This is a genomic window from Pseudomonas sp. T8, assembly GCF_024610635.1.
Taxonomy (GTDB): Bacteria; Pseudomonadota; Gammaproteobacteria; order Pseudomonadales; family Pseudomonadaceae; genus Aquipseudomonas; species Aquipseudomonas chlororaphis_I.
Genome location: NZ_CP102374.1, coordinates 3,369,514 through 3,387,680, shown reverse-complemented (window position 1 = coordinate 3,387,680; position 18,167 = coordinate 3,369,514). Strand labels below are relative to the sequence as shown.

The window sequence follows — 18,167 nt, the reverse complement described above, 5'->3', positions numbered from 1 at the left end:
GCCTAAAGGAGCTACCCGGATGAAAGCCCTGCACGCGCGATTTTCCCTGCCGTTGATCGTCACGGCCCTGCTGGCCGCAGGTCCTGCCCTGGCCCAGGACAACTGGCTCACCACCTGGATGGCCAGCCCGCAACCGACCTGGGGCAACGAGTTGCCACTGCCCACGCGGATTCCCGAGGCCCTGGCCGACAGCACTATTCACCAGAAGCTGCGTGTCAGCGTCGGCGGCAGCCAGGTACGGGTGGTGATTTCCAATGAATACGGCAAGCAGCCTCTGCTGATTGGCGCAGCACGGGTCGCCACCATGGAGGAGGGCGAGTCCGTTCGCGCAGGCTCCGGGCAGAGCCTGAGGTTCGGCGGTGAAGAACAGGTCAGCATCGCGCCGGGTGAAACCCGGACCAGCGACCCGGTAGCGCTGGCAGTGCCGGCCCTCGGCGATCTGCTAGTCTCGCTGTATCTGCCACAGCGCACGCCGCTGACCACTTTCCATTGGGACGGCAAGCAAACCGCGCTTATCAGCCCGGGCAACCAGGTCAATGCGCAGCGGCTGGAAGGCAAGGAACAGGTGGAGGCGCGGTTGTTCCTCAGCGACATCCTGGTGGACGCCCCGCTCGACAGCCGAGCGTTGGTGGTACTCGGCGACTCCATTACCGACGGCAACGGCTCGACCCTGGACAGCAACCGGCGCTGGCCCGACTTCCTCGCCCAGCGCCTGGTCGCGAAGAACGTCGCCGTGCTCAACGGCGGCATATCCGGCGCGCGCCTGCTCGAAGATGGCATGGGCGTCAGTGCACTGGCACGTTTCGAGCGCGACGTGCTGAGCAAACCCGGAGTGAAAAGCGTGGTGCTGATGCTGGGGATCAACGACATCAGCTGGCCCGGCACCGCCTTCGCGCCGAACGCACCCTTGCCATCGCTGGACAAGCTGATCGCCGGCTATCGACAACTGATCGACCAGGCCCATCGCCACAACCTCCGCATCATCGGCACCACCCTGCTGCCCTTCGAAGGCGCCCTGCAGGGCAGCATCATCGAGCACTATCACAGCACCCCGAAGGAACAACTGCGCCAGGCGCTCAACCAGTGGATACGCACCAGCCAGGCATTCGACGCGGTGATCGACTTCGACCAGATGACCCGCGATCCACAGCATCCAACCCGGTTATTGCAGTTTGTGGATTCGGGCGATCACCTGCATCCGGGGGATGCGGGGAATAGGGCGATGGCGGAAGGGGTGGAGTTGGAGGTGCTTTTTTGAGTGTTTGGTAGGTGCGCCGGGTCAGGAACTGCTGAGGAGGAGGGTGGTTTCTGAGAGGCCAGAAACAACAAAGCCCGCACAAGGCGGGCTTTGTTTTTGCTTCGTTTGGTGGGCCGGGGTAATCTGAACAGGTAATACAACTTATTGATTTTAAAATAAAATATCGGTTTTATTTTTTTGTTGGAATGCCGTTTGGAATGCCAATGAGATTTGCTTGGTACCTTGGGCTGCGTGATGTAGTCGGCTAGATCAGTCTCGCTTCAGTCAGTGCGTGCATTTTAAGAGCATCGCTGATGGCTTTCTCGATTTCTCTAGTCTTTTTCTTCGTCTCAGATTGCAGGGTCGCCTGGTCTCCTTCGAAGCCTGGCTCAGCCTGCTCCAAGGTGAGCTCCCACATTGACAGAAGCGTGGCCAGTCGTTCGATCTGTCTCATGGCTTCGCGGTGCTGAGCCTTCCAGCGATCATCAAGCTGCTTCACTCGTTTGCGTTCAAAGTCCAAGGCGTCGCGAAGCAACTGCTCTCGTTCATGGTGTTCCTCAAGCAATTTCCCCGCGCCATTGAGGAGGTCGGCGACCAAGGCTGTCTCCGTCATTTTTAGTTTTTTTGCGTTGATGCTAAGGGCCTTTTTGGTATCGGTCGGAAGTGTGAACGAGTAGGGCTTCCTTTTCTTACCTGCGTTCAATGATCGATGTCGATGCTGCCGAAGGGTGTTCCTAAGACGTGTCACGAACTCCAGGCCGTCACGAGTTCCCTGCAGGTACGCAATCGCGTCAGCAACCATTCCATAGCTAGGTTCCTTTCCCCGAGTTGCGTATTTGAGACTGGTTTGTATTCCTTCGTCGGGGGTTTGCTGCATGTAGCGATAGGCCCACTCCCACTCACCTCCCTCCTTTCGCAACCATCGAGGTCTGCCTGCGTTCCCGGTCATCGCCCTTCCTCCCGCTAATTTTCGTTGATGAATTCTAGGTCTTAATCTCTCCTGTCGCTATCGTTTGTAAATACGTTATTCGTAACGTTATGCGGTAACACTAATCAAATTTATACAGGGTGTATAATCTGCAATTTAAATCTGGATTATCAAAGAATGACCCTGCGTATTCAGCCCCTCCTACAGAAGCTGACTGATTGCGGACCTGAGGCGCGATTCATATTGGAAGCCATTGCAAGGGGCGGCTCGTATGGTGGTAGTGCTGGCGAGTGCTTCCGAGGCAAGCTGCTTGCGAAACAGCTCCACATGGTGGAAGGAATAGTCAGTGCTGCCTTGGGGGAACTAGTGGCGGTTGGTGTGGTGGAACGTTTGGAGTCGGCCCCTGCCGGAAAAGGTCGGCCAAAGATCAGTTATCAAATTGCTCCGCAGTCGCTGGCCACTCTTGAGGGCCAACAATGTTCACATGCCTCTCACCCGGAACATCTGAAGCGGCTTTTTTCTGGAGCTGATATCCCGGCAGAAATCTTGGGGGCGCAGCCGAAGCCCCAGAGGGAGAGGTCGACAGTTACCAAGCTTGGAAAACCTGCGCCTCCGGGGGCTCGTAGCAGGTTGAGTATTTGTAATCGATTGCTGCTGGGAGCATTGCTAGCGAATGCCGATCAATTTGGTGTTGTGACAGGGCTCAGCAACTTGGACCTGAGACGACTGACAGGACTCGACTCCGAGAGTTTGAGTCATCGGCTCCAGCGTCTTAGGGGAGTGGGCTTGATTCGCAGCTACGTACCCGGAGTGACGAGTTCGGTTTTTCGTACCAAGAAGGTAAACAGCTCGTATTTCCTCAACCTAAATCATCCAGGCTATGGCTTGAGTGGCGAAGGTGCGGTTCTGGTGCACTGGCTGCCGCAGTCCAAAGTTCGGAACGATACTTTCGGTGTGTTGTTGCGGGACATTCATGGTTTTCGCCGTCCACCTGCATTGAACCGCGCAGAGACACCCAAGGCGGTACTTCACTTTCTAGCTCGTGAACGGCGATCTGTTTTCGATGTCTTGCGGCTCATGCTCTATCGATGCGCCTCCGAATTGCTTTCGCGCCACTGGTTTGAGCTCGATCGTGAAGGTTCGGTCGATCATGGCTGGCTGAGGGAGCGGATTGAGGCAGACCTGCAAAGGCCACTCGATTTGGGAAGGGGAGAGGTCGAGTCTGATCGGGAGTGGAAGGTTGTCATCAGCCATTTTTGCAAGCTGGTTGCTGGGATTGCGCAGGCGTACAGAGCTAGGTTTGGTGCGGCGAATTGGATCGGGTTCGACTTGGCGGAGCTCAGTATCCTGCCAGTGTTGCGAGGCGAGGGCGACGAAACCATTGCGTTGCTGCTGCAACCTCGGCCTATGGAGGCTTACGCATGCACGATTCTGTGGGAGCAGGGGCGCGGTGACGTGATCCCCGAAAACTGGCGGACAGAGGCGGAAATACCGCTGGACTATCGCTTCTATGGCGGGTTGTTGACACCGCCAGCGAGACGGTTACTAAAAAGGTAAGTCATTTTTTACCGCCCCTGCCGATCCTCTGAACGAATACGAGGAGCCCCGTTCATGAGGATCATCCGCCTGAAAGACGTTATCGATTCGACCGGCCTAGCACGGTCGACTATTTACAAGTACATCGGGGAGGGCACCTTCCCGAAGCCGGTCTCATTGGGGGACCGTTGTGTCGGTTGGGTTGAAAGCGAGGTGCACGACTGGATTTTGGCAAGAATCGAGGAGCGTGATCTAGCTGAGGACACTGTGACCCGATCTAGTCGCCTGAGTGTGGCCAGCTAATCAATCATCTGCGCCATGACCGGTTGGTAGCCGGTCATGGCGTTTATGCCGCTGGGGGGAAAGCCTGTGTTCTCAGCTAACTCCCCCAGGATCCAAATGGGTCAATCTCTCGGCAGGCTTGGCAATGTTGCTCCCCATTGCCAGGCCTGACCGGGATCGACCACAGTGGGTTGATGTGCTTCTAGTTATATAGCCATTAACTATCAATCAGTAATTGTCCAATAGTTAATCCATTTCAGCCAAACAGTACATACCGCTCAAGCGAGCGATAAGTCATCGGTTAAAAAGTACACTTCACGTGCCTGATATGCGAATAACCCATCAGGTACATCACCATGACCAAACGCAATACATACACCTACCTTTCCCAGTCCGACATCGCCATTCAGATTGAACGACTCGTTCAGGCCATCGAGCAGCATGACAGCCCAGCATTTCGGTTCAGGCAAACCCGTACAGGTTATGAGCGAGTTGAGGAGACCAGACTCTCCAGATACTTCACTCACATCCGGCAGATGATGGATCTGTTCGATGAACGGGTTGAATACCGCTACAGCGAGCACCTGCAAGCGTTCAGGGAGGCATACCAGGGCATCGGATTGGAGCATCGTCCTACCGGTCCTGTCTGCCTGAATGAAGAGGGTACGATCTACCTTGACCATCACCGCAGCATGAACTTCCTGGTAGCACGGATCCGTCAGTTGACTCGTGAACTATGGTATCGCCGTAAGAAGGATGACCGTCGTTATCTGGCTAGGCAGCAGGCGGGCAGCGTCACCGATTACGTTGATGCGGTGCTTGATCGTTACTCTCGCACCACCATAGTCAGGGTCAATCTGTACTACCTCTCGGAAGCGCAGGCAAGGTTACGTGTCGAGCATGTATTCGACGACCTGGATCGGCTGATTGCTGAGCGTGAGCGCAATCCGATCTTCGACCTTGAGACTGGTTACATCTGCAGTGTTGAACAGGGTGAAGACAGGGGATACCACGTCCATGCGGCTTTCTTCTTCAACGGTAATGAAGTGCGCGGAGACATCTATAAAGCCCAGCAGATTGGCGAGTTGTGGGAGCGTATTACGCGGGGGCAGGGCTACTTCAATAGCTGCAATCACAACAAAGAAAAAAAATACGGGAATAGGCGCGGTATTGGCATCATCTTGCGTAGTGATCGAAATATTCGTCCCCATGTCCACGACGCGGTGCGCTACCTGGTCAAGGATGATCAGCAGTTGCGGATGAAGCCGCTCCGGGGCAAATGCCTGCGCAAGGGATTGCTACGGTAGCTATCTACCTGAAATCTTTACAAGTCGCAGCCCGCGTGCTGGTCCTTCACTTCCTGACCGGTTAGGGTTCCGCCATCAGCAACACAACCACCACTTGATTGAAGTTCCCTGCACCTTGATGAAGAGACGGCATACTATCGACTCTGGCTCCGTCGCTAGAGCACTGACTGCCGTTAACCTTTGAGGAGTTTCTGTGGCACGCATTCGCCGACTGAAAATCAGCAACTTCAGGTCCATCCAAGTGCTGGATTGGGTGCCATCTCCCGGTATTAACTGCCTCATAGGCCCTGGCGACAGCGGAAAATCCACCATCCTCGACGCGATTGACCTCTGCCTTGGCGCTCGCCGAAGCAGCTCATTCGGCGATATGGATTTCTTCGCTCTGAACGTCGAAGTGCCCATCACCATCAGCGTGACGCTTGGTGATCTTCCTACATCGCTGATGGACATCGACCTGTACGGCGACTTCTTGCGTGGATTCAATCCCGAAACGGGGGCGGTCGAAGATGAACCTCGGGTGGGTCTTGAGACTGTCATCACATTGCTTCTGCAGGTTGGTGCGGATTTGGAGCCTTGCTGGACGCTTTTCTCTGAGCGCGCGGAACTGCAGCAGCTTGAGCGCACCCTCCCCTGGAAAGAGCGAGCGGCAATAGCTCCCGCCCGCATTGGTAGCTTTGCGAGTTCGAACCTGTCATGGAGTCGTGGTTCGGTGCTCAATCGACTTACTGATGAACGAGCGGAGCTTGGCGCGGAACTAGCGCGCGCCGCCAGGCAGGCAAGAGCGAACTTTGGCAATCAAGCGGCCGCACATCTAACCCAGACGCTTGAGGTCGTGCAGCAGACAGCGCAGCATCTCGGCGTTTCGGTTGGGGCGATGCCACTGGCACTCCTTGATGCACACTCTGTGTCTATTGGTGAGGGGGCCATCGCGTTGCACAGCGAGACAGGCATTCCGCTACGTTCACTTGGTACAGGTTCGTCACGCCTGCTAGTGGCTGGGCTTCAGAGGGCTGCGGCAAGCGCCGCGCCAATTGCTTTAGTCGATGAGGTGGAATATGGACTCGAACCTCATCGGCTAATGCGCTTCCTAGACTCCCTCGGCGCGAAGGACACTGCAGCTCCGCTGCAGGTCTTCATGACGACGCATTCGCCGGTCGCGCTTCGCGAGTTGTCCGGCAGCCAGCTGTTCGTTGTTCGATCAGGGCCTGAACGCCACAGCGTTATGACGGCAGGGGGAGCCAACGAAGTACAGAGTACCCTTCGGACTGACCCTGAGGCGTTCCTCGCTAAATCCATCATCGTCTGCGAGGGAGCGAGCGAGGTAGGTTTCGCGCGTGGCCTTGACCAATGGTGGGTCAGCCTTGGGGCCACCTCGTTTCTAGCACATGGAGGTGCTTACGTGAACGCTGGCGGGGGAAGTCCTGATAACAGCCTTGCCCGCGGAACCGCACTTCGGAACCTAGGCTATCGCGTGTTGGTTTTTGTGGACGCCGACAAGCCGTCGACCGCAGGACTGGCGGAAGCATTCTTGGCCGCAGGCGGGCAAATTCTTACCTGGCGTCCGGGCCTTACTTTGGAGGATGAGATCTTCCGCCATCTCAGTGACCAAGCACTTGATGCCCTTCTGGCGAAAGCCGAAGCGATAGTGGGCGCCGAACTGATGAACGAGCATATTCAGACTAGGTCCCAAGGGCGCGTGACGCTGAACGACATCCAGGATGAACGACTCGTGGATGGCTACTCACCCGCGAAGCGAGAGCTACTGGGCGCCGCATCCCGTATCCGCAACAGCGGGTGGTTCAAGTCGTTGACAACCTACCAGGAAGTCGCGAGGGACATCGTTGGCCCGTCTCTGCAGAATGCCGATGCGGGTTTCATGGTCGTCACGAACCAGCTCTGGACGTTCACAAGTGCCTCTTGAAATCGACATCTTCGCCATCGAGCGTGGCTCAATAACAGCCCCCGCAGGTTGTGGGAAGACGCAGCTGATTGCTGACACGCTCATCGCGCATACGCAGAGCAAACCCATCCTCGTCCTGACGCACACGAACGCTGGCGTTGCGGCTTTGCGCACACGCCTGAGACGTGCAGGCGTTCCTAGCTCCGCGTATCGGGTCTCCACCATCGACGGGTTCTCGATGCGTCTCATTGCCAAGTTCCCGGCGCGAAGCGGCCACAACCCGCAAATCTTGGAGCTCCACCAGCCCAACGCGGACTACCCTGCAATTCGAGAGGCCGCCAGGCAGTTGCTGCACGCTGGCCACCTTGCCCAGCCTATCCGTGCCAGCTACGCGCGGTTGCTTGTCGACGAGTATCAAGACTGCAATGTCGTCCAGCATGCCATTGTGTCAGGTTTGGCTCAGGTGCTTCCGACCTGCGTGCTTGGTGACCCCATGCAAGCCATCTTCGGTTTCCGTGGCAATCGACTGGTGCATTGGGCGAATGAAGTTCAGCTCCAATTCCCGGCTGCGGGTGAACTGACGACTCCTTGGCGCTGGCGACTGGCCGGGGCTGAAAACCTTGGGCAGTGGTTACTCGCCATCCGGCAACAACTTCAGGTTGGCCAGCCGGTGGACCTACGTACGGCTCCGGCAGAAGTACGTTGGGCTCAGTTGAACGCTGGAACAGAAGTCCAGCAGCGGCTAGTGGCCGCGAGAACTGAGGCCCCCAACGCTCATGGCAGCGTCCTCATCATCGGGGACGCCATGAATGTGCAAGGCCGCCATCAGCTCACGAGCCAGACACCAGGGGCCATGGCCGTCGAAGCTGTCGACCTACGAGATCTAGTCAACTTCGCAAGGCAGTTCGACCTGCAAGGCATCAATCCTCTGGCACAGCTCGCCGAATTCGCTTCAAACGTGATGACGGGGGTTGGTGCCGCAAACTTACGAACGCGTGTCGAGTCTCTACGTGGAGGGCGGGCCCGAACGCCTCCTACCCCGGCTGAGGTCGAGGCCGTTGCATTCGTCGCGGAGCCAACGCTTGAGCGAGCGCATCGACTGATCAATGCCCTAGCTGACCAGCCTGGCTCTCGCGTGTTCCGACCAGAAGTCCTGCACTGCTGTCGCTCTGCCATGCAAGCAGTAGCAGGAGGGGCATCCGACTTTCTGACTGCAGCGATTCAAGCTCGCGAACGCAATCGCCATCTTGGTCGACCGATTGCACGACGTTCCGTTGGCAGCACGTTACTTCTCAAGGGCCTGGAGGCGGACGTCTCGGTGATTCTGCATCCTGAGTTGATGACAGCCCAAAACCTTTATGTCGCCCTTACACGGGGCGCAAGGCAAGTAGTTGTGTGCTCTCCTACAGCCATACTCACGCCGGTGCGAAACGGTTGAGTCGTCTCGTGATTAGGGCGTAATTGGAAGGAGACTGGTAATCGGCGATCACCATCCCTTCCTCATCAGTGTTTCAAAATCTCGACGTGACAAGACCTGTGCGCAGTTACGCCAGTCGTTATCGGTTGGGCGCATGGTCGCGTTGTACCGTAGATCGAAGCCCGTTTCCTGCTTCTGGGCATTGATGTACTGATCCATCAATTCCCCTAGATGCTCGATATCGTCAATCCATTCGTCTTTGATGGTATCTGGCAACGAACCGAACAGATCGAAGCGGTCCTTCATGCGCTCGGAAAGGCGGTCGTAGACTTTTTCGTCCACCGTCTGCTCGTTCACGAGGTTGAGCATGTCCACTTTGTCGCGTGTCTGACCGAAACGCTTGATGCGACCGATGCGTTGTTCGAGTTTGGTCGGGTTCCATGGAAGGTCAACGTTGATTAACGCGCCCAGCGTCTGTAGGTTGAGTCCCTCACAGGCTGCATCGGTGGCTACCATAAGGCGAAGCTTGCGATCCGCGACCATGCGCTTGAGGGTTTCACGCTCGATGGCCACGCTGTCACCTTGTCGATAGAGCCGGCTGCGACTAGCCCCTGCGTAAAGACCTACTGCCTCATCGGGGTAGCGTGCAGCGAGCGATTCAGCTACCCAGCGGGCGGTGTCGTAGTATTGGCTGAAAATAATGCAGCCAAGCTCACGCCATCCCTCGTTCTCCAGGTAGTGCAGGATTGCCTTAAGTTTTGGATCTTCCTTGACCAGCTTCAGGCGATCTAGCAGCCGCTCCAGGGCCAGCTGCTCATCGGTGCTTTGTACTTGCACCGAAACCTCACCCTCATCGCTTTCTTCAGTGATCGTCTCGCCGCCCAGTAATTTGGTGGCGGTGTTGATCCCAGCGACGATACTGCTGCATATGCGCTGCTCCATCAGATTTTTCATGAAGCCGCTTCCACGTCCGCTGCTGGCCAAAGCCTTGCCGAAGCCACGAGCCTGGTTGTAAGCCTCGCGGAAGTCCTCACTGGAGCGTAGAGCCAATCCTTCAAACAGGGCATGGAAGCGGTGAACATCCTTTACTAATCCGACATCGGGATGAACGTCCACCCCAATGGCCTTGAGAAGCCCCTCATTTTCGAGCGTGGTACGTTTGCGCAGCACCACATGGCGAACAAATGGATTCTCGCGTTGGAAGAAGCTAGCCCCGGCGACACGGCGCTCCAGTGCATCTTCCATAACCTCACGGGCATCCTCACCCAGCTCGGAGTATGAGCCGCCAATCCATTCGTTCTGCGGTAGCCCCAGATCCTGGCGAATCAAGCTGTACAGCCGCCGAGCTTGGCTGTCTTGAGTTGAGTTAACGGTAGGCAATGGCGCACGAAGCAACCGCCAGGCATAACCTGCATCCGTTACGTCCTCTTCCCCAGATAGGATCGGGATAATGTTTTTTGGCCTGTGCCATTCTGAAAAATCTCCGCCCAGAACGAAATTACCTTTGCCCTGGTGCAGAACCCGCACCAAGTCCCACAAGTCCTCCCGGCGAGTCTGGATTGGCGTTGCCGTCCCCAGTAGAACGTGATCTGAGCGGGCAGAAATTTCACGGATGAACGCCAGCAACTCATTCGGTGTGCCTGCGTCCTTGCCCATTCCCTGTCTGGTGCGCGCCTTATGCGCCTCATCGAGTATGACCAGCCCAAAGCCGCCACGGAGCCCGAGCAGATGCGCCTTCTCCGGCGAGTCGCGTAGCATTAGGCCAGTTGAGATGATGCCGATCCTCAGTGGACAGCTTGCAACATGCCCAGCTCCTTCGGCCGAGATTGCTCTTCCCTGCTCATCAAGCCAGGCTTTCTGCTGCGTCTGCCATCGCGCGCAGGGAATGCCCAGCTTGTCCATCATCTCGGTCTGCCACTGCTCGCAGAGGGTCGCCGGTGCAAAGATGATGACGGGCTTACTGCGCCCTTTCTGCTCGGCCAGGAGACTTAACGCAAGTGCTGCTGTTCCCATGGACAGTGTTTTACCCAAGCCGACCTCATCTGCAAGCAGCAAGCGGACAACGCCATACTCTTGGTAATGCTTCAGGCACTCTGTGACGAATCCCTGTTGCCAGGGTTGCAGAGAGAACCCTTCGCGGTACAGCGGGGACTCAATCAGGGCAGCTGGGGCAATCTGCTCAGGCTCCTCCACCTCATCAATGGATACCTCATGGCGGTGGCTGCGCCGAGTAATCTCCCGGCACACCGCATCCGGGAGGGGCTTGGCTGAATTCCACAGATAATCGAATTCGGCCTCGATCCAGGCGACCCCTTCGGGGGAATCGTCGGACCAGAGGATTTCGTAGTGACTTTGCCAACCACTACTGGTCTCGTTCATTGAGCCAATGAAGCCTAGCTTGCGGCCATCGGCCAGATCGATCACCCCAGCCTTGCCATGTACGAAACCGCAGGCGCTGTCAGGCGCAACCCGAATGACCTGGCCACGTTTCTCCAGAAATGAGGCCAGTTGTTGGTAGCGTTCGCGATTCAGTAGCGACTCAATCTCGACCGAGCGTTCGTTTAGCTTGCCCAGCAGCTTGGCCTCACACACCTGTGCAACCCGCAAGTCCTCAGCCTGAATGTCCGCATTGCAAACAATCTGCACCTCGGGAATCTGATCGATCAGCTCTCCGGCGACCTCAAACAGCGAACTGGTGAAGTAGCCAGCGATTCGCCGATAACGCCGAGCCCCTTTGAGGTGTTCGACGAGAAAGCTCTGATCCAGTGCATGAGTGCGTGAGGACAAGCGGGTGATCGTCATGCTTTAACCTCTCAGGAGTCCAATCGCTGCGTTTGCATCCTTGAGACAAGAACGTCTGCAGCCGAACGCACAGCTTCATTGCGGGACTTGTTTTCCAAGAAACGGACCAGATCGATCAGCTTTGGACGGACCTCGAGGTAGTCAGGCAGATCTTCCATCAGTGTTTTGACCACAGATTGCGGTTCGACATCAGTTAGCAGTTGCTGAATTGCGATGATCAGGTGGCCCAGCCAGGTTGGGCCAATTTCCGTGCTATCGGTTAGTTCGCGTGAGCCAAACTCGTCAACTTGCTTCAGTCGTGCACCATTGGCCGTCATGCTGGCCATGACCTTGCTGTAATGATCGACGCAGAAGGCCTTTGCAAAGTTCTGGTAGTTATCCAGCTTAGAGGCTCCCACCGACTCCATGTCCAGCATGCGGAGATAGAAACGCTGGATACCGCCAATAGCCTGCCAAGTTTCGAGTGACACGCCCTCCGGCACCAACAGGCTATTCGCCGCTTCGGAAGCTTGCTGGACGATCTCATCCACCACGGTTTCTTCACCTTTAACGCGGGGACGGAAAGCGAAAGTGGTGACATCGATTTCGCCAATCTTGGTGTAAGCAGTCAGAACTTTCAGCGCTGCGGCATAGCCGGCCATCTGCAAGTCAGCATCGTTGAACACCGGCTCGCCCATGTGAGCCTTAGTTTCATCGTTGAGGTGCATCATTTGCTTAATCTGTGCAGCGACTTCCTGGCGTACCACCGGCAGGATGCGTTGCTTGAAGCCCACCTTTTCACCTACCGGGCGCTTGCGCAGCATCAGAGTTACAGTTCCCTGTACATAGCCGCCCTTCTTCAGCTCTGAGGTGGTCTCAGTGGCGATGTACCAGGCGGCCACAACCTGCAGGCCAGCAGCCCAGAAGATGCCGACCATGTCCGACCAGACCTCTGTGCTTTGGTGGGTGAACATCACGCATTGCATGCCGTTTTCGGGCATGTGGTTGGCCATTGCCGTGTAGGCGTCGATCATTCCGCGGCGGAAGTCGTCGCCGGAGCCTTTGACCGCCAGCGCACGGCGCGAATCCCACACCAATTCGTCGAAGGGCTTGGGCGGGTTTTTGCGCATCCAGGCGATAAAAAACTCAGTGATTTCGTGGTAGTTCACCGCATCGGCATAGGGTGGGTCGGTGATGAAGAGATCGCAAACACTCGAGACCTCGGCGGCAGGAAGACACCGCTGCTCAAACCGAGGGCCATTGGGAATTGTCGAGCCGGATACTTTAGCTTCCAGAGAGTCAAGCAAGTAGCCAGATGCTCGACAGCCGTAGTTGTACAGAACATTCAGTGCCTGGTTGTCAAATACCTGTTTGGTACCGCCGCTTCGACCAGGACCATCGCCAATTGTCCAGCGTGTCAGTCGTGCGCTGGTATTAATCATCTGGCACATGCTCAGCGAAAGGGTAGCGGAGGCATGCTTTTTTAACTCGGCATACAGCAGTAACTGCCGCGCATTGAACAAATGATGCCAATGCGTCCAGCCACGCGTTCGAATCGGTTCATCAGTCTTGTCGCCCGGCTCAATGACCATATCCGGCACAAGACCTTCGTCTTGCCAGCGGCTCAGATTTTCGGCGACGATCTTTTCCACCAGCTGCTCACGAATTAAATCGGCTTCGCTCGGCGCTGCGAAGTAGGTTTTTGGCCTCGCATCTTTCAGAGTGTCCTTGGATATCCAGTGAATGGCATACAGCCGCTCCTGAAAAATGTCATTCGATGCAGCTACAAAATCGGCCTTCACCCATTGCCTAAGACGGTTCCCCGTATTGCCGCGCGATTCACGAAAGTCGCCGCGCAAGGTTTTGATCGGAATGCGGAATGTCTTGCCATCCAACTGATACTGTAAGTTGCCGTCCACAACGGTACCAGTAGCAGCGGCTCGCATCTCTTCAGCCGTAGCTCCGCTCTTGACTTGGATGTCGAATCGCTTGTTGGAGTAGTCAGGAACCAGCAGTGCGGTTACGTTCCCGTTCTTTGAAATGACCCAAGTTGGCGATAGTGGAACCAGCCAGCCAGACTCTGGGCAACGCGTTTCCAAGCAATACAGAAAGGCTTTGGCTTGATTACCTTTGGCATCCTTTTCGATACCGAGTGTATCAATCGCTGAAGCTACAGCTTTTGCAGCTATGCGATTCTCTTTCTCGATCGCGGCACGAGACTCGGCGCTGGCGCCCACAATATTGAAAGCGCCCCAAGTCAGCATGCACGCGATGGGGTTGAGGTCGGAGGCATAAGCATCGCAGCCGATGCGAGCGGCCTCGAACGGGATGGAACCACCGCCGCTAAAGGTGTCGCCCACGCGTGGACGATGACCGTAGCGCAGGATGCCAAGTTGCTCCACTAGCTCGGGCAAGGTCTTCACGTTAATGCCCAAGTGGGCATAGTGACGATTGATCTCAGACCATACTGGAGCGTAAAGCCAATCTTGGTCCACTTCCTCCGGGCGCTTGCCAACGCTGGCCTTTTCCTCATAGTTCGAAAGTGTGGCCAGTGCCTGCCGGTACAGTACGAGCTTGTCGTCATCAGTGATATCGCGTCGCCAGCCGCGACGGCCGAAATAGCGTTCTGGATCAGAGATCGGGATAAGGCTCTGCAAAACCGATGCAGAGAACGCATTTCCGGCCAGGGCACGGCGTGCCAAACCCTCATCATCAAACGCCATCAGCTTCTCGAACACTGCCAGATCGGCCTCTGCGTTGTCCGTTGGCGGTAGCAGGCTGCCGAGTACTATGGCACGCACCAGAATCAGCGGCTTGCGACCCTTCCAGTAGGATCCGAGCCCAGTCAGGGTCTGCGCTGCCACCGCCTTGCGTTCAGTCTGCGCCTCGAAGGAGACTTTCTGTGCCGGAAACAAAATCTCGATCAGAGCTGGTGCATTCTTCAGAGCAAACGGCACCAGCTGCACGGTATTCATTGCAGTCATTTCGGTCTTCCTTAATCGAATAGGCCCAGCGTCGGACGCTCAGTATCTGGTTTGCGGGATTTCACAGTCTGCGGCTTGAATAGTTCTGTTTGTGCCACGTCGCCCAATGCATGTCGGAGAGCCAGTCGCCAACCTTTGTTGCCGTCATGAACACCGCCTGTACTCATAGCGGTCATGCCGAACAGCCACCAGCGTTCTTCGGGGCGTAAGGCCAGCCAGTTGCGTACTGCGACAGGAATCTTCTCGGGGCTCATGTCTTCAACCGCCCAGGCCAGTACGCAGAGCTCTTTGCCGAGCAGGCGATCCACAGAGTTGTCACCCACTTTCCAGGCGCTGACACGCAAGTTGTGCTCCTTCAGGCGTACATTGAAGGCCCGCTGAACCTCACTGCGGATTGCTGTCCAGCGCGAGCGCTCAATCACAACGCGCTCGATGATGCCGGTTTGCTGATCCTGGGCTTGCAGCCCGATACTTTCGATGATGCGAACTGCGCCAGTCGAGCTCTTGGGCACCTCCACTAGGAAGTGATGAGGGTCTGTGGTGGCAGGAACACCAAAACCGATGGTCGGGCGCTCAGGTGCCTTGGTTTTTTTGGCTCCAATTACTGTTTTACTTGGGGAACGAGCCATGCCTGATTCCTCTTTACGTAATGCGTTGGCCATGGTCATTCTTCCTGGATCACATCGCCAGGGCGCAGCTCAACACCACTGAGTTTGGCGAACTCCTTGGCAGCGAAGCCATTTTCGAAGGCTGCTCCGCTTCGAACTTGAACGGTAACGCTTTCTTGCTCATTCCCCAGCGCCTTACGCAGACCGTTGATGGCTGCCTCGATCACGGAAGCTGTGACCTCGCGCTCGACAAAGTTGATGCTAACGGTGTTCTCACCTTCACCAATCTGGATACGTACACCCTTGAAGGTGGCCGGCGAGTTTTTAAAGCTATTGAGTACACCGAACACCTTTTCGGTACTGTCGAGTGACACCTTCTTATTCTCAGCCAACTTTGCCGGCTTGGCATCGTCAATCTGAACCTGTTTGTCGTTGGCTGCTGGGATCTGGAAGTCGGCGGTACGTGTAGCCTCGCCCGAGCAGGCATAGACCATCAGGCGGGCGGCCTGTGAGCCAACCTCGAAGGGGTTTCCGTACAGTTCCCCATCTTTAGGGTTGGATCCATCCAGGGTGTAACGCATATCGGCTGCAGGCATGCAGGAGAGGGTAACCATGCGCTTGTCGGCGATGGCCTGGACTTGGTGACGCACGCGAAGCTCAGCCACCCAGCGCTGCGGCTCGCCGGTTTCATGTTTGCCTTCGCTGTCTACGGCCAGGAAGTACAGAGTTGCCGCGTCGGTCGTGAAGTTATCGAGGTCCTCGATCTTAGGGTCGCTGCTACTGACCTTGGCGGTCTGCGCGTAATAAACCACTGGGCTCTGGCCTGCGTTGCGAGGAATCAGGGCCAGAGTGGTTTCACCTGTTGCTTCGTTCGAGGCATGCACGGTCACGTTTACTGCCGTTTTTTCTGCCGGGAACGGTCCTTTCTCGATGTAACCGTCAGTCCCTTGTCGCCAGCGGCCTTGCTTCAAGGCTTCTGTCTTGAGGGTCTCCATACCTCCGGCTCCGGGCATCCAGGCCCAGATCGGATTGCTCTTTGCACGCATCAGCACATCTTTCCATGGCGTTCTGCGGTCATTCGCCGGCCAAAGATCCTCTTCCGCCATCGCCCAGTAGGTGCCCGGTTCATCCGATAGATTGAGGATCAGTTTGTAATTGGCACGAGGGCTGGCCAGGAGCTGCTCAATCTGGTGTTCGGCAGAGTTGGTGCCTTGTCCCATGTTCAGGCCATTATCGATTGTGGCTTGCATGAGTTGGGCATTGCCGGCCATCTCGTCGTTGGCCGGGAAGTAGATCCGATTGTAGGTGCCGGAAAGTGCTTTATTGAAGCGCTGCTGGGCATCTTCCTGGCGATCACGTGCCTCCTCGAAGAGGCTGTCACCGTCCTTCAAGCGCTTGCAGATGGACTCAATTGCATACAGATCGCGCAGACGATCTTCGACGGTATCGGCGAGATAGCTGTCCTGACCGGACAGCACCATGAAATTGTTCTTTTCTTGCTGGTACACGAAGAAATTGACCAGCTCGCTCGGCGGTAGCTTGCCGTCCGGGCGCACCACAATTAGGACACGAGGCCCGCTCAGCTTAAGATCATCCAGTCGCGGCAGCACTTGGACATCTTGGTAGGCAGCCTTGCTAACCGGCTGCAATACAGCTGTGAGCTTGTTGATCAGTGCCTGGTCGATCTTCGGCTGAGGGATGTCGCGAGCATTTCGTTCAATCTGGCGAGAGAGATTTTCTGTTTCTTTAATGAAGAAACGCTCTTCTTCGCGATGCAGATACCACGCCTGCTCACGCAGTTTCTCCAGAGCGGTCTTGAACTCATCTGACTTACGGTTAGGGGCTGCCAAAAACTCGATGATCTCTGCCTCGGTCAGGCCGATTCGACCGCCGACCGCCCGAGAGAATGAGGACGCTAGCAACAAAGCACCAACCTGCTGAGCGGCATCGCTACCTAGGTTGGCATCGATTTCTTCAGCGATGGACTGACCATCGTCGGCAATATCGTGGGCCATGGCCGGGCGGAGCGAGTTGGCAATGCGTCCGACTTCCTCACGCACTGCATCGTCATTCAGACGCAGGTGCTGAGCCCCAGCCAGGAAGACATCATCAGTCTCGCGGTCATCGACGCTCTTGAGCAGGCGCGCAGCGAACTGCATCAGGCCTCGTGTCTGCCGAAAGCCCTCGTTCTCCTTGAACAATGCAACCAGATGCTTGAAGGAGGGGTGAAACGGGTAGGTTTCCCTTACCTGCTGGGCGACCTGTTCCAGGCTTGTCGCCACAATGTATCCACCATCAGCTGCTGCCTTGATACGCTGAGCATATTCCTCGGCTACATCATTGATGACGGACTCGTCGGGCAGCTCCAAAATCAGCCGCTTCTTCAGGATCTCGTAGATCTCGTTACCAGCGAGTTGGACGGGAGTGATGGTGCTGGCCTGGCGACTGGCTTCTTGCTGGAGGTTAGAAATTGCTTCGGCAATTGCCTTTGTCTGAGCAACATAACTGCCCGATAGGTTGGCAATCACAATGCAGCAACGTGGTAGCTCCAAGGCAGCGCTCATCAGGCAGCTGAGCGTATAGGTGCTTACAGTGGCCAGCGTACCGCCACCGATGACAGTGGTGCTGGCGATCTCTAGGTAAGGCGGCAGCTCATCAAGCATGATAAGCGTCGGCTTGTCCCCGATGATTTTCTTCCAGCCAGCCTGGTCGACCGCACGAGGGCCATTGACCCAGTAAGGCTTGACGGCCTCTTCTTCGCCCAGCTGGGTAGCGATCTCACCCCAGATGTAGTTCTCAGGAGTGTTTCGACCGTTGAATGCCGCTACTCGCACTTCACCAACGTCAATCCGCTTAGCAAGATCAGGTGACAGCACTTCGCTGCGCAGATGAGGGTGCTTAGCCAGCAGGCCGAGAGCAATCATCATGTGGGTTTTACCGCCACCCATTGCCTGGGTCAGTTCGAAAACCGCCTGATCTGATTTGCCGTCAAGCCGCAGCATCCCCTCGCGAAACAGCTGTTCCATGCCGGAGGTGATGTAGTTCCGTGCAAAGAACTCGCGGCCATCTCCCTCATCTGAGATAAGGGCGGAAAGGTTCTCGATCCCCTCGCTCATCCGGTAGTCGCGAATGATGGGATTGAATGTGCATGCCTGCTTGACTGTCTTGAGCATCTGCTCGACTCCCT

At 56.3% G+C, this 18,167-nt stretch carries 11 protein-coding genes; 6 read left to right on the top strand and 5 right to left on the bottom strand.

All coding sequences use genetic code 11. The features are described from left to right. Positions 1-19: 19 nt before the first annotated feature. On the top strand, positions 20-1,258 hold the full coding sequence (locus NRG23_RS15245; RefSeq protein ID WP_053268186.1) for an SGNH/GDSL hydrolase family protein: 1,239 nt from the start codon (positions 20-22) through the stop codon (positions 1,256-1,258). 244 nt (positions 1,259-1,502) lie between these two features. Here NRG23_RS15245 and NRG23_RS15240 read toward each other — a convergent pair whose 3' ends face one another. Next, positions 1,503-2,039, bottom strand: coding sequence for a hypothetical protein (locus NRG23_RS15240; protein ID WP_257375013.1), 537 nt, complete (start codon positions 2,037-2,039; stop codon positions 1,503-1,505). A gap of 303 nt (positions 2,040-2,342) precedes the next feature. Between NRG23_RS15240 and NRG23_RS15235 the strand changes: the two genes are divergently transcribed. The 5 genes from NRG23_RS15235 (at position 2,343) to NRG23_RS15215 (ending at position 8,628) form a co-directional block, all read left to right on the top strand. Continuing rightward, positions 2,343-3,722, top strand: coding sequence for a hypothetical protein (locus NRG23_RS15235; RefSeq protein WP_257375012.1), 1,380 nt, complete (start codon positions 2,343-2,345; stop codon positions 3,720-3,722). A gap of 54 nt (positions 3,723-3,776) precedes the next feature. After that, positions 3,777-4,004: an AlpA family transcriptional regulator gene (locus NRG23_RS15230; RefSeq protein WP_257375011.1), complete on the top strand. Its 228-nt coding sequence runs from the start codon at positions 3,777-3,779 to the stop codon at positions 4,002-4,004. Between the two features lie 335 nt (positions 4,005-4,339). Further along, the gene (locus NRG23_RS15225) at positions 4,340-5,290 is read left to right on the top strand and encodes an inovirus Gp2 family protein (protein WP_257375010.1); all 951 of its coding nucleotides are present in this window, start codon (positions 4,340-4,342) and stop codon (positions 5,288-5,290) included. 193 nt (positions 5,291-5,483) lie between these two features. Continuing rightward, the gene (locus tag NRG23_RS15220) at positions 5,484-7,211 is read left to right on the top strand and encodes an ATP-dependent endonuclease (protein WP_257375009.1); all 1,728 of its coding nucleotides are present in this window, start codon (positions 5,484-5,486) and stop codon (positions 7,209-7,211) included. Further along, a complete protein-coding gene (locus NRG23_RS15215) occupies positions 7,201-8,628 on the top strand; it encodes a UvrD-helicase domain-containing protein (protein WP_257375008.1) in 1,428 nt (475 codons plus the stop codon). The genes NRG23_RS15220 and NRG23_RS15215 overlap by 11 nt, the downstream gene beginning before the upstream one ends. Before the next feature lie 48 nt (positions 8,629-8,676). On the opposite strand, the gene NRG23_RS15210 is transcribed toward NRG23_RS15215, so the two are convergent. The 4 genes from NRG23_RS15210 to NRG23_RS15195 are packed head-to-tail and all read right to left on the bottom strand — an operon-like array spanning position 8,677 to position 18,153. Next, positions 8,677-11,409, bottom strand: coding sequence for a phospholipase D-like domain-containing anti-phage protein (locus NRG23_RS15210; protein ID WP_257375006.1), 2,733 nt, complete (start codon positions 11,407-11,409; stop codon positions 8,677-8,679). Between the two features lie 11 nt (positions 11,410-11,420). After that, positions 11,421-14,372: an anti-phage-associated DUF1156 domain-containing protein gene (locus NRG23_RS15205; RefSeq protein ID WP_257375004.1), complete on the bottom strand. Its 2,952-nt coding sequence runs from the start codon at positions 14,370-14,372 to the stop codon at positions 11,421-11,423. 11 nt (positions 14,373-14,383) lie between these two features. After that, positions 14,384-15,034: an anti-phage-associated DUF3780 domain-containing protein gene (locus NRG23_RS15200; RefSeq protein ID WP_257375003.1), complete on the bottom strand. Its 651-nt coding sequence runs from the start codon at positions 15,032-15,034 to the stop codon at positions 14,384-14,386. A 2-nt stretch (positions 15,035-15,036) separates the two neighbouring features. Continuing rightward, complete coding sequence (locus tag NRG23_RS15195; RefSeq protein WP_257375001.1) at positions 15,037-18,153, bottom strand: anti-phage-associated DUF499 domain-containing protein; 3,117 nt, start codon at positions 18,151-18,153, stop codon at positions 15,037-15,039. Positions 18,154-18,167: the final 14 nt, after the last annotated feature.